At 67.1% G+C, this 13,211-nt stretch carries 10 protein-coding genes and 1 tRNA gene; 3 read left to right on the forward strand and 8 right to left on the reverse strand.

All coding sequences use genetic code 11. The annotated features are described in order from the left end of the window. Window positions 1-102 precede the first annotated feature (102 nt). Entirely contained in the window at window positions 103-405 is a 303-nt protein-coding gene (locus CLD20_RS04745; RefSeq protein WP_224405440.1) for a hypothetical protein, read from the forward strand. 49 nt (window positions 406-454) lie between these two features. Here the strand turns inward: CLD20_RS04745 and CLD20_RS04750 are convergent, their stop codons facing one another. From CLD20_RS04750 to CLD20_RS04785, 7 genes are all read right to left on the reverse strand, one after another. Then, a complete protein-coding gene (locus CLD20_RS04750; protein ID WP_224405441.1) occupies window positions 455-1,192 on the reverse strand; it encodes a tetratricopeptide repeat protein in 738 nt (245 codons plus the stop codon). A gap of 31 nt (window positions 1,193-1,223) precedes the next feature. Continuing rightward, complete coding sequence (gene ilvD / locus CLD20_RS04755; protein ID WP_224405442.1) at window positions 1,224-2,948, reverse strand: dihydroxy-acid dehydratase; 1,725 nt, start codon at window positions 2,946-2,948, stop codon at window positions 1,224-1,226. Window positions 2,949-3,283: 335 nt separating this feature from the next. Further along, the gene (locus CLD20_RS04760) at window positions 3,284-5,989 is read right to left on the reverse strand and encodes a valine--tRNA ligase (protein WP_224405443.1); all 2,706 of its coding nucleotides are present in this window, start codon (window positions 5,987-5,989) and stop codon (window positions 3,284-3,286) included. A gap of 155 nt (window positions 5,990-6,144) precedes the next feature. Next, entirely contained in the window at window positions 6,145-6,966 is an 822-nt protein-coding gene (locus CLD20_RS20320; RefSeq protein ID WP_304504349.1) for a PopZ family protein, read from the reverse strand. A gap of 283 nt (window positions 6,967-7,249) precedes the next feature. Continuing rightward, window positions 7,250-8,620: a TolC family outer membrane protein gene (locus CLD20_RS04775; RefSeq protein WP_224405444.1), complete on the reverse strand. Its 1,371-nt coding sequence runs from the start codon at window positions 8,618-8,620 to the stop codon at window positions 7,250-7,252. Between the two features lie 151 nt (window positions 8,621-8,771). Beyond that, complete coding sequence (locus CLD20_RS04780) at window positions 8,772-9,428, reverse strand: protein-L-isoaspartate O-methyltransferase (protein WP_224405445.1); 657 nt, start codon at window positions 9,426-9,428, stop codon at window positions 8,772-8,774. 133 nt (window positions 9,429-9,561) lie between these two features. Next, a tRNA-Cys gene (locus tag CLD20_RS04785) sits at window positions 9,562-9,635 on the reverse strand. 142 nt (window positions 9,636-9,777) lie between these two features. Between CLD20_RS04785 and CLD20_RS04790 the strand changes: the two genes are divergently transcribed. After that, window positions 9,778-10,773, forward strand: coding sequence for an aminotransferase class I/II-fold pyridoxal phosphate-dependent enzyme (locus tag CLD20_RS04790; RefSeq protein ID WP_224405446.1), 996 nt, complete (start codon window positions 9,778-9,780; stop codon window positions 10,771-10,773). Then, window positions 10,770-11,732: an adenosylcobinamide-phosphate synthase CbiB gene (cbiB, locus tag CLD20_RS04795; protein WP_224405447.1), complete on the forward strand. Its 963-nt coding sequence runs from the start codon at window positions 10,770-10,772 to the stop codon at window positions 11,730-11,732. Before CLD20_RS04790 ends, cbiB begins: the two co-directional genes overlap by 4 nt. Here cbiB and CLD20_RS04800 read toward each other — a convergent pair. Continuing rightward, window positions 11,729-13,171: a cobyric acid synthase gene (locus CLD20_RS04800; RefSeq protein ID WP_224405543.1), complete on the reverse strand. Its 1,443-nt coding sequence runs from the start codon at window positions 13,169-13,171 to the stop codon at window positions 11,729-11,731. The two genes, cbiB and CLD20_RS04800, sit on opposite strands and share 4 nt — an antisense overlap. Window positions 13,172-13,211: the final 40 nt, after the last annotated feature.

Here is a 13,211-nt window from a genome sequence, read left to right on the forward strand (position 1 = left end):
GATGGAAAACGTGATCTTTGAGGTCAGGGTTTGCGGGCGCGCCAGCGACCCCTCACCGAACCGCCGGATACCGGCTCGCCACAATTCGTGCTATGGTGAGACATGGTGACACGGCAACGCCTCGTACTCGCCCTTGGCCTGTCTGCAGCTTCCCTTCTCGCGGCGGAGGCGGCGCATGCCGGCAGCGACTGCACCTGTCGCGCGAAAGGCGGCGTCACCGCCCGCGAGGGCGATACCATCTGCATCGCAACGCCCAACGGCCAGCAGATGGCCCGCTGCGAGAAGGTGCTCAACAACACCTCGTGGAAGTTTTTGAACACCCCCTGCCCCTCGGCGTCGAACGGTTCGCCGGCCACCTGGCCGCACCCGGTACAAAGCGCCCGCCTGAACCTCGACCCGCGATAAAGGCCCTTCCTTCGCCCGGAAGCGCCGCAGAACCGGGAAGGCTTGAGGCCTATTTGGTCGGCGCGGGCTCGCTCTTGGAAAGCCAGTCCTCGGCAAGCGCCATGGCCGTCCGGCGATCGTTCTCGCTTGCGGCAGCGAAAGCCTGCTCGTGCAGCGTCTGGATCTCGTCGTCCCCGTGGATGCTGTTGCGGGCGATCGAAAGCCACATAAGGCCCTTCACCGCATTGCGGCGAATGCCGACGCCCTCAAACAGCAGCCGCCCGAATTCGGCCTGCGCCAGAACATGGCCCTTGTCGGCGGCAAGCTTCAGCCACCGGGCCGCCTGGCGATCGCTGCGCTCGCCCCCGCGGCCGTCGAGATACATCATGCCGAGCTGATACTGCGCCTCGGGATCGGCGAAATAGGCGGCGGCGTAAGTGTAGAAGCGGCGCGCCCTGCCCTCGTCGGCCACCACCTTGCCGACGATGCCATCGCGAAAATAGCCGGCGAGCGCAACGAAAGCGTCTGACACGAAGCGGGCATCGGAGCCGCGCGGATTGCCGTCGGCATATTCGTTGGCGATCTTGGAGAAGATCTGGAAGGCGTGCGCGTCGTCTTCCTTGACGCCGTCTCCGGTCGCGTAGATGCGGCCAAGCTTCCACAAAGCGGCCGTATGGCCCTTGTCGGCGGCGTAGGAGAGCGCCTCGATGGCGGCGGCCGTCTGGCCTTGCTTGTAGGCGAGATAGCCGGTGCGGAACGCGTCGCGCGCCGACATGTCAGGATCGAAGGCGAACGCCGGCGACGTCATCGCCATGGCCAGAAATGCAGCAGACAGAACCCTACTGGTCCGCATAACACACCGTTTCGGCCGCTCCGCCCGGATGGGTGACGGCCCCTTTCCTCGCCGATCCGACGGTCTGTGCGTATTTCCACAGAGCGCCGGACTGATAGTCCGTTTGCCGCGGCGTCCACGCCTCGCGCCGCCGGTTCAGTTCCGCCTCGTCCAGTTCGACCTCGATCGTGCCCGCCACCGCATCGATCTCGATGATGTCGCCGTCCTTCAACAGGCCGATCGGCCCGCCGACCGCGGCTTCGGGCGAGACATGCCCTATGCAGAAACCGCGGGTCGCACCGGAGAAGCGCCCGTCGGTGATGAGGGCCACCTTGTTGCCCATCCCCTGGCCGTAGAGAGCCGAGGTGGTGGAGAGCATCTCGCGCATGCCGGGCCCGCCTTTCGGGCCCTCGTAGCGGATCACCAGCACGTCCCCTTCCCGGTATTCACGGCGGCTCACGGCGGCAAAGCACTCCTCTTCCGTGTCGAAGCACCGCGCAGGACCCCTGAAGTGCAGTTTGGACATGCCCGCGACCTTCACGATCGCGCCGTCGGGGGCGAGATTGCCGGAGAGGCCGACCACGCCGCCTGTGGGGCTGATCGGATTGTCTGCGGGCCGGACCACGTCCTGCTCGGTGTTGAAGGAAACCTGTTCCAGATTTTCGGCAATTGTGCGGCCGGTAACGGTCATGCAATCGCCGTGCAGATAGCCGTGATCGAGCAGCGTCTTCATGAGGAGCGGGATTCCGCCAGCCTCGAATAGGTCCTTGGCGATGTATTTGCCGCCGGGTTTCAGGTCGGCGACATAGGGCGTGCGCTTGAAGATCTTGGCGACCTCGAAGAGATCGAAATCGATGCCGCATTCATGCGCGATCGCCGGCAGGTGAAGTCCGGCATTCGTCGAGCCGCCCGAAGCGGCGACGACGGTCGCGGCATTCTCCAGAGCCTTGCGCGTGACGATGTCGCGCGGGCGGATCTGGCGGGCGACGAGGTCCATGATCTGCGTGCCCGCCGCGAAACAGAAGCGGTCGCGAAATTCGTACGGCGCCGGCGCCCCAGCCGAATACGGCAGGGCGAGGCCGATGGCTTCGGAGACGGTCGCCATTGTATTGGCGGTGAACTGCGCTCCGCAGGCGCCTGCGGAGGGACAGGCAACCTGCTCCAGTTCGTCGAGGTCGGCGTCGGAATATTCGCCCGTCAGATGCTTGCCGACGCCCTCGAAGACGTCGAGCACCGTAACCTCCCGGCCGCGGAAGCTACCCGGCAGGATGGTGCCGCCATAGATGAAGATCGACGGCACGTTGAGGCGCACCATCGCCATCATCATGCCCGGCAGGGACTTGTCGCAGCCGGCAAGGCCGACGAGCGCGTCGTAGCAATGCCCGCGCATCGTCAGCTCGACGCTGTCGGCGATCACCTCGCGCGAGGCCAGCGAGGCCTTCATCCCGGCATGGCCCATGGCGATGCCGTCGGTGACGGTGATGGTGGTGAATTCGCGCGGCGTGCCGCTCGCGGCCGCAACGCCCTTCTTTACCACCTGCGCCTGACGCGACAGGGAGATGTTGCAGGGAGCGGCCTCGTTCCAGCAGGTGGCGACGCCGACGAAGGGCTGGTCGATCTCCTCGCGGGAAAGACCCATGGCGTAATAGTAGGAGCGATGCGGCGCGCGCGACGCACCCTGCGTCACATGCCGGCTGGGAAGCTTCGATCGGTCGAAAGTCTTCGCGTCCACTGCTCTCTCGCGCCCCGTACGCTGATGCGTTGCGTGTCTCCCGGCGAAACCATGGCATCGATCCCGAAACAGAACCTTACGCCGGGCTGGCCCCTGCTCTCCGCATGATGAGAACAGCTTTTGTGGAGCCAGACTGTGAGCCCCCGCACACTTCTCGCCTGCGCTCCGTTTATGACTGAAACGTGGCGCTGTTAACGTCGGTTAACGCGACGCATTCCAGTCATCGGGCATTGTTGCGGATCGGTCACAATGTGGCAGCGCGGCATCGCACTGCAACATGAAAACCGCCTCCCGCGGGCGCGGGAGGCGCGGATGAAACACGATGCTTCGGGGGCTCAGGCCGTCTCGGCGATCCGGCCGAGAGCCGCCTCAAGCCGCTCGCGGTCGGCGACGTAATCGCCGCGCTTCTCGCGCTCTGCGGCAACCACTTCTTCCGGGGCACGGGCGACGAACTTCTCGTTGCCGAGCTTCTTGTCGAGCCGCGATATCTCCTGATCGACCCGCGCGATCTCCTTCGTCAGCCGGCTGCGCTCGGCGTCGAAGTCGATGATGCCGGCGAGCGGCAGAGCCGCCGTCGCCTCGCCGATGAGGAACTGCGCCGAACTCTTCGGCGGATGCTCGGCGAGCGACATGGCTTCCACGCGCGCAAGGCGGGCGATCGCCGTCTCATGGCGCTTCAGCCGCTCCTCGCTCGCCGGGCCGGCGCCCGAAAGGACGAGCGGCGTCTTGGCGCCTGCCGGCACGTTCATTTCCGAACGCACCGAGCGGATGGAGGAAACCAACGAGACGAGCCAGTTGATGTCCTCCGCCGAGGCTTCGTCGCAGAGCCTTGCCTGCGGCCAAGCGGAGAGCGCCAGGAGACCCCCCTCCTCGCCGGCAAGATCTTCCCACAGCGTCTCGGTGATGAAGGGGCTGAAGGGATGCAGGAGCTTCAGGATGTCGGAAAGGACGAGCGCCGCGACGGCGCGCGTCTCGGCGGCGGCCGCGCCGTCATCGCCGTCGAGCACCGGCTTGATGAGCTCCAGATACCAGTCGCAGAAGGTGTCCCAGACGAAGTGGTAGATCGCCGCCGCCGCGTCGTTGAAGCGATAGGAGGCAATCCCCTCCCCGACCGCCGTGACGGTCCGCCCGGCCTCCGTGAGGATCCAGCGGTTGACGGCGAGCCTGGCCGAGGCCGGATCGAAGGACGGATCCGGCCGGCACTCCTTCATCTGGCAGAAGCGCGCGGCATTCCACAGCTTGGTGCCGAAGTTGCGGTAGCCGGCGACACGCTGCGGCGAGAGCTTGATGTCGCGGCCCTGCGCCGCCATCGCCGCCAGCGTGAAGCGCAGCGCATCGGCGCCGAACTCGTCGATCAGTTCCAGCGGGTCGATGACGTTGCCCTTCGACTTCGACATCTTCGCCCCGTGCTCGTCGCGCACCAGGGCGTGGATGTAGACGTCGGAAAACGGCTCTTCCTTCATGAAGTGCAGGCCGAACATCATCATCCGGGCGACCCAGAAGAAGATGATGTCGAAGCCGGTGACGAGGACGCTCGTCGGATAGTAACGGGCAAGCTCGGGCGTCTCGTCGGGCCAGCCGAGGGTGGAGAACGGCCACAGCGCGGAGGAAAACCAGGTGTCGAGCACATCCTCGTCGCGCGTCAGCTTCACGCGGCTGTCGTAGTGGCGATAGGCGGCGGCTTCCGCCTCCTCCTCGCTGGCTTCCACGAAGACCTCTCCGTCCGGCCCGTACCAGGCGGGAATCCGGTGACCCCACCAGAGCTGACGCGAGATGCACCAAGGCTGGATGTTCTCCATCCAGTCGAAGTAGGTCTTTTCCCAGTTCTTCGGCACGAAGGTGGTGCGGCCCTCGCGCACCGAGGCGATGGCGGGCTTGGCCAGCGTCGCGGCATCGACATACCACTGGTCGGTCAGGAAGGGCTCGATCGGCACGCCGCCGCGATCGCCATGCGGCACGACATGGAGATGGTCCTCGACCTTCTCCAGGAGGCCCCGCTCGTCCATCATCGCCACGACGCGCTCGCGCGCCGTGAAGCGGTCGAGGCCGTGCAGCGCCGCGACGGTGGCCGCGAGCTCGGCGCTCTCGGGCACGCCGGCGAGGAAATCCTCGTTGTCCTCAAGAACGATGTTCGCCTCGACGTCCATGACGTTGATCTTGGCGAGGTCGTTGCGCTTGCCGACCTCGAAGTCGTTGAAGTCGTGCGCGGGCGTGATCTTCACCGCGCCGGAGCCGGCTTCCGGATCGGCATAGTCGTCGGCGACGATCGGGATCCGCCGGCCGACCAGCGGCAGGACGACATGCTTGCCGATGAGGTCCTTGTAGCGCTCGTCCTCGGGATGGACCGCCACGCCGCTATCGCCGAGCATCGTCTCCGGCCGGGTCGTCGCGACGGTGATGAAGCGGCCTTCCTCGCCTTCGATCGGGTATTTGAAGTGCCACAGATGGCCCTTCATCTCGACCTGCTGAACCTCCAGGTCCGAGATGGCGGTCAGGAGCTTCGGGTCCCAGTTGACCAGCCGCTTGTCCTTGTAGATCAGCCCTTCCTTGTAGAGCTGCACGAAGACCTTGAGGACGGCCGCCGACAGGCCCTCGTCCATGGTGAAGCGCTCGCGCGACCAGTCGCAGGAGGCGCCGAGGCGCTTCAGCTGGTTGATGATCATGCCGCCGGATTCGTCTTTCCAGCGCCAGACCTTCTCGACGAACGCCTCGCGGCCGATATCGCGCCTTCCCGGCTCCTGGCGCTCCATCATCTGGCGCTCGACCACCATCTGCGTGGCGATGCCCGCATGGTCCATGCCGGGCTGCCACAGAACGTCCTTGCCGCACATGCGGGCATGGCGCACGAGGATATCCTGCAGGGTGTTGTTGAGCGCATGCCCCATATGGAGCGAGCCGGTCACGTTCGGCGGCGGAATGACGATCGTGAATGTGCCGCCATCCGGCCTTGCGCCGGAACCGGCGCGGAAGGCATCGGCGTCAAGCCATTTCCGCGAAATGAGAGGCTCGACGCTGTGCGCGTCGAAAGTCTTGTCCAACATGGGAAAATCGCACCGTCAGCCCGAACGCGGGCGCATGAACCGGGGCGGTTAAACTGGGGCCGTGCGCCCCTGTCAACAAGGCCGAGCGCCAAGCGGCCATGCTGCCGCAGCCAAAAGCGACCGGAAGTCCGGCCCGTGAAGGATCGTCGCGGCGCTCAGCGGCGGCCGCGCGAAACCCGTTCGATCTCTTCCCGCACCAGCCGCTCCACCAGCGGAGGCAGATTCTCGTCGAGCCAGTCGCGCAGCATCGGCCGCAGCATGTCGCTGACGAGGTCTTCCAGCGTGCGCGAGTTCTTGGAAAGGATCGTGTTGGCGAGCGCGGAGAAGGCGCCCGCGACGGCTTCGTCCGAATCCGGCGACAGGAGCCGTTCATCCTCATGCGAGGGCTGCGCCTGATAGGCGGCGAGGCTGCCCCTTTCCGGGCTGGCATTCTGTGCGCCGGCGCTGGCGCGGGCCGTGGCATGGGAAGCGGCCTCGGGCGAGCGGGAGGGCTGCTCGAAGGCTGCAAAGCCCGCGTGAGGCGCGGGCTGCTCCCAGGCCGGAGCCGGCTCTTCGCGGGCGGGCTCGGGTTCGTCGTGGACAGGCGCCGGCTCCTTGTGATCCTCGACTGCGGCAGCCTCCGGCTGCGCCGGAGCCGCATGGCTGGTCGGGGTGTCGTCCCGGGGCGCGGGCGTCTCGACAGGCTCGTAGGGGGCAGGCTCGTCAGCGGCAGGCTCGGCGGCGACCGGCTCTTCGGCGGCCGGCCCGGCCATCGAGAAATCCGGAAAATCGTCGTCTTCCTCTACGGCTTCCGGCGCGGGTTCGGCAAAGGCTTCGGGAGCGGCTTCGTCGGCCATCTCCTGCTCCTCCTCGGGCGGGACGCGGAAGGACTTCGCTGCCTTCACCTGACCCTTGTCGCCGTCCTCGGAGATGATCTGACGGATAGAGGCGAGAATCTCCTCCATCGTCGGTTCGTGCGCCGCACTCGGATTGCCCATGACCCTATTTGTCCCCTGCGATTGCCGCCGGTGCGTCAGCACCACGAATCGTTTGGATTCTACATGAGCATCCAGGGGTTAAGAAAACCCTCAGAACTGCCTTTCCCACGCGAATTCCCCAGCCTCTCCACAACCTTGCGAAGGGGCCTCACCCGGCCGCTTTCCGGCCGGGCGGCGGCGCACGAAAGCCGTGCCGCCACCGGCAGCACGCCTGCGCAGCCGCCGACGGTACATCCGCGGATTCGCGATGGAGCTTCCGAGATGGGTGCCGGGCCGGGCGGTATCAGCGGCCGTCAGGCGTCCTCAGGCCGAACCACTTGTCCTTGACGGCCTCGTAATGGGCCTCCGCGCGGTAGCGCTGCACCGGAAGGTTGAGCGCGTCGGCGTCGAGCCGGCCGACGGCCGCCAGCACGGCGAAGGCTGCCACGATGCGATCGCGCTGGCTTTCGACGCGGGTCACCTTCGCCTCCAGGAGCGTGCTCTGCGAATCCAGCACGTCGAGCTGCGTGCGCTGTCCGACACGCTGCTCCTCGATCACCCCCGAAAGGGCGATGTCGGAGGCGGTCACCTGCGCCGTAGCGGCCAGGATCGCCGCATTCGTGGCTTCCAGCGTGCCCCAGGCCGCCACGGTCGAGGCGCGGACCTGATCACGAGCCACGTCCACCTCGATGCGGCGCTGGCCGAGCACCTCTTTCGCCTGACGCACGCGCGCCGAGACGATGCCGCCCTGATAGAGCGGTACGGAAACGCGGCCCACGATCGCTGCGGCCTCCGAATTGTCCGGGCGGCCAAGGCCGATCGTCTTCTGTGCCGTACCGGTGACGCTGACCGTCGGCAGCAACTCGCCTTCGACCTGCTTCACATCATAGGAGGCGGCGTCCATCGAGTACTGCGCCGCGATGATGGAAGGATGCGACGACTGCCCGAGATTGATCGCCTCGGCGAGCGAAGACGGCAGCTCCTTGCGGAACGGGAAGGTCAGGAAGATGCCGTCCGCCTCGTGGCCGATGACCTGCCGGTAGGTGGCCTTGCTGGCGACGAGGTTGGCCTGCGCCAAGCTGAGCTGCGACTGGGCGAGGCTGAGCGAGGCGCGCGTCTGCGCGACGTCCGTGCGGGTGTTCTCGCCGACGTCGAAGCGGTCCTGTGCCGCCTTCAGCTGCTCGTTGAGGAAGTCGAGATTCTGCTGACGCAGTTCCAGGAGGGCCTGGTCGCGCAGCACATTCATGTAGGCCTCGGCCGCATCGAGCAGCACGTCCTGCACGGTCGCCTCGAGGGCATAGCGGGACGCGTAAACGCCGGCCTTGGCGCCGCTCACGGCATTGCGGACCCGGAACCCCTGAAAGAGGTTCTGCTGCACCTGCACGCCGACCGCGAGGTCGGAGGTCGTATCGCTCGGATGCCTTCCGAAGGAATGGGCGCCGGCATAGGTGCGATCGATCTCCGAATAGGCGGAGATCTGCGGACGATAGCCGCCCTTGGCGATCGGCACGTTTTCGTCCGTGGCGCGCGTCTGGGCACGCTGGGCGTTGATCGTCGGGTTGTTCCAATAGGCGGAGGCCAGCGCCTCGGTGATGCTCTCAGCCCGCGCGGCGGGCGCCACCAAGGTGGCGGCGACGGCCAAGCCGGCAAGGAGATGAAGCGAGTTTGCGCGCACGTCGTCTACCATAAATAGAATCGGTTTAGCCAATCGAATTGTGAAGGCTTTTAGCATCCACCGCACTTTGTTTGTGGGTCCTGCCGCGCATCCGATTCGATTTGAAAAGCGTTGCGGCCCATCTGCAACACCCTGGGTGCGCCGCACCCGCTCAGAAGACGAATTCGCGCTTGCGCTGGAACCCCGGCAGGACGGGCGCCGCCGCATCGACCACGGCCCTGCCGCTGACATGCTCGCCCGTGCGGGTGAAAACCTTCATGCGGCCGAACTCGCCATTGCGCTCAACCACCGCGAGCCGGCCATCCTCGGCAAGCTGATCGAAGAGCGCCGACGGCACGATCTCCGCCCCGGCCGCGATGAGGATCGCATCGTAGGGCCCTTCGGCCGGATAGCCTTCCGTGAGGGAGCCTTCCACGACCGCGACGTTGTCGATCTTGAGGGCCGCCATGTTCGTCTCGGCGGCATGGCGCAAATCATCGTCCGGCTCGACCGCGACGACCGCCTCGGCAAGGCGGCCGAGCAAGGCGGCCGAATAGCCGCGCCCGCAGCCGAGATCCATCACCACCTCGTCCTTGGCGATCTCCAGGGCCTGGATCATGCGCGCGAGCAGCGCCGGCGCGACGAGCGTGCGCCCGGAGCCGTCGATCGGAAGCTCCATGTCGGAATAGGCGAAGGGGAGTTGCGCGCCGGTGACGAAACGCTCGCGCGGGATCTCCAGAAACGCATCGATCAGGGGGCGATCGGTCACGTCCCAGGTCCGCACCTGGCTGTCCACCATCCGTTGCCGCAGGATTTCGTTGTCCGTCATGCGTAAGACGACCTCTTGGAGCCTCTTCGTGGGGATGCTCTAGCGGCCGCAGCGCCGTCAGACAAGCGACGGCCGGGCAGCCACGCCGCCGATCGGGCGCAAGCGCCCGGTTTTGACGGATTTTCGGAAAGTCTGGAGGCCTCGCCCGGAATCGAACCGGGGTATACGGATTTGCAGTCCGCTGCGTCACCACTCCGCCACGAGGCCGGCGCGGCTCCCGTAGCAAAGGTTTGGGGAGCCGACAAGCTGGCGTGAAATTTGGGCAGGAAGTCGGACAGCACATTGGGTGGACGGCCCTCTCGTGCAATGAGCCGCTTCGCGCTATGGGGGCGCAGCAATGGGAGGACGGATGCGGCACGGTGGAGATCCGGCAGCCGGGGCAGCGCTTTACGGCATTTCGCGCAGCGACTGGCTCGATCTTTCGACGGGAATCAATCCGCGCGCCTGGCCATGGCGCGAGCGTGTCCGCCCAGAAGCGATCGATCTGGAGCGGCTCCCGGCCGCGGGCGAGACGAACGCGCTGATCGCCGCGGCGCGGCGCGCCTACCGCCTCGGCGAGGATGCGCAGATCCTGCCCGTGGCGGGCTCCGAGCTCGCCATCCGGCAGCTCCCGGGCATCGTCGATCCTGTCGCTTTTATGGATAGTTCCTATTCGTCCTATTCGGCCGCCTATGGCGACTCGCTGCGGCGTGTGAAGGAGCTTTCGGACGTCACCGCGGAAGAAAGCCTCGTCATCGTCAATCCGAACAATCCAGACGGCCGGCTCCTCTCGCAGCAGGCCATCGCCGGCTTTGCCGCCGAGCGGCCGGAGCGCACCGTCGTCGTCGACGAGGCCTATTGCGACGCCCTGCCGCCGCGCTCCTCGGTGCTGCCGCTCGCCGGCGCGGCTTCCAATCTTCTGGTGCTGCGCTCCTTCGGAAAGTTCTACGGCCTGCCGGGCCTGCGCCTCGGCTTCGTCATCGGCGCGGCCGGCCCGATCCGCGAGCTGAAGCGCCGGCTCGGAGACTGGCCCGTCTCGCAGGCGGCGATCGCCATCGGCGCGGCGGCGCTGGCCGACGGTGCGTGGCGGCAGGAAACGCGCGGCTGGCTCGCCGGACAGGCCGGCATGCTGCGCGCCGTGCTGAAGCGGCAGGGCGTCGCCTTTCGCGGCAATTGCCCGCTCTTCACGCTGGTGCGCCATCCGGGCGCCACGGTGCTGCATCGCCGCCTTGCCCAGAAGGGCGTGTGGACGCGGCGCTTCGAGGAGCGGCCCGACAGCCTGCGCATCGGCCTGCCGCCCGACGAGGCGGCGCTCGCCCGCTTCGAGGCGGCTCTGGAATACGCGCTCGCCGGAAGGGGCAAATGAGCCATCTGGCGATCCTAGTCCTCGGCCTCGTCGCCGACCGCATCCTCGGCGATCCGGACCGGCTATGGGCGGCGAGCGGCCATCCCGTCACCTGGTTCGGGCGGCTGATCGCCAGCCTCGATGCCGGCCTCAACGACGAGAGGCTCTCGCCCGGCGCGCGGCGCGGCCGGGGCATCCTCGCCCTCGCCCTTCTGCTGGCGATCGCGCTCTTCGCCGGCTGGTTCCTCCACCGGCTCGCCGCGAACCTGCCGCTCGGCTTCGCGCTGGAGGCCTTCTTCGTCTCCGTCTTCCTCGCCCAGAAGGGGCTCCTGGAGCACGTCGGCGCCGTCGTGGCCGGCCAGGAGAAGGGGCTGGAGGCGGCGCGCCTTGCCGTCTCGCGCATCGTCGGACGCGACGTCAGCGCGCTGGACCGCTCGGGCGTCAATCGCGCCGCGCTGGAATCGCTGGCGGAGAACTTTTCCGACGGCCTCGTCGCCCCGGCCGTCTGGTACCTGATCGCCGGCCTGCCGGGGCTGTTCGCCTACAAGATGCTGAACACGGCCGATTCCATGATCGGCCACAGGAACGAGCGCCACGAGGCCTTCGGCTATGCAGCGGCCCGCCTCGACGATTTCGCCAATTACCTGCCGGCGCGGCTGGCGGCCGGCCTCATCGCCCTGGCCGCCCCTTTGGTCGGCGGCAACACGCGCGAAGCCTTCAAGGTGGCGCGCCGCGACGCCGCCGCGCATCGCTCGCCCAATGCCGGCTGGCCCGAGGCGGCGATGGCCGGCGCGCTCGCCATCGCCTTCGGCGGCCCGCGCCGCTACGGCACCCTCATTGTCGACGGCGCCTGGCTCAATGGTGAGGGAAAGAAGGAGGTCGGGCTTGAAGAGCTCCGCCGCGGCATGCGCCTCGCCGACGCGGCATGGCTCGTCCTTCTGGCCATCCTCGCCTTCTCCGCAACGCTCCTCGGTCGCTAGCGCGCGGCGGCGATCTCCAGGATCAACTCGATCGACAGATGCGCCTCAAGATGGGCGGCAAGGGTCTCCAGCGCGTCCTCGACACCCTGTTCGTAGGAGAGCGCGCTGCCGGCCCCGAGGCCCTTGAGAAAGGCGCGGCGGAAATCGTCCGAGCCGAACAGGCCGTGCACATAGGTGCCCATCACCCTGCCCCCGTAGCCCACCGCCCCGTCCGGCCTTCCGTCGAGCCGCGCGAAGGGCTCGGCGAGCCCCGGCCCGGTGGTGGCGCCGACATGGATCTCGTAGCCCGAGAAGGCCGCCCCGCTCGGCGCATGCGTGCCGGTCACGGGGACAGTCGTCTTGTCGGCCGTCAGCCGCGTCGTCACGTCGAGGAGGCCGAGCCCGCGCACATTCTGCGCCGGACCCTCGATGCCTTCCGGATCGGCGATCAGCCGGCCGAGCATCTGGAAGCCGCCGCAGACACCGAGGACGGCCCCGCCCCGGCGCACATGCGCGGCAAGGTCGATGTCCCAGCCCGTCTCGCGAAGGGCAGCAAGGTCGGCGATGGTGGATTTGGAGCCGGGCAGGAGCACGAGATCAACGTCGCCCGGCAACGCCTCGCCGGGCTCCACGATGACGAGATCGACTTCCGGCTCCATCCTGAGCGGATCGAGATCGTCGAAATTGGCGATGCGCCCGAGCCGCGGCACCGCGACTTTCACCGAGGCCCCCTCGCCCTTCTGGCCCTCCTGAAGGCCGAGCACGTCCTCGGCCGGCAGCCTGTCGGCATCGGCAAAATGCGGCACGACGCCGAGGCCCTTCCAGCCGGTGCGCCGCTCGATCTCGCTGACGCCCTCATCGAACAGGGAAACGTCGCCCCGGAAGCGGTTGACGATGAAGCCAGCAACGAGATCGCGGTCGGCCGGATCGAGGACTTCATGCGTGCCGACGAGGCTCGCGATCACGCCGCCGCGCTCGATGTCGCCGACGAGAATGACCGGCACGCCCGCCTCCGCGGCAAAGCCCATATTGGCGATATCGCCTGCGCGAAGGTTGATTTCGGCCGGCGATCCGGCGCCCTCGACGACAACGATATCTGCAACTTCTGCGAGTCTGTTGAAGCTATCCATCACATGAGGGAGGAGCCCCGCCTTGCGGGCGGTATATTCGCGCGCCTTCATCGTGCCGATCCGTTTTCCCTGCACGATAACCTGCGAGCCGATATCGCTCTCGGGCTTCAACAGGACCGGGTTCATGTGCACCGACGGGGCGACACGCGCCGCCATCGCCTGGGTCATCTGCGCCCGGCCGATCTCGCCGCCATCGGCCGTCACGCCCGCATTGTTCGACATGTTCTGCGGCTTGAACGGCATCACGGTCAGGCCGCGATTGGAAAGCGCGCGGCACAGCCCGGCGACGATCAGCGACTTGCCGACATGCGAGCCGGTGCCCTGGATCATCACGGCGAGAGGCTTTTTCATCGGGAAAACAGAGGCTTGC

The sequence above is a fragment of the Afifella sp. IM 167 genome, assembly GCF_020144925.1.
Classification (GTDB): domain Bacteria; phylum Pseudomonadota; class Alphaproteobacteria; order Rhizobiales; family Afifellaceae; genus Afifella.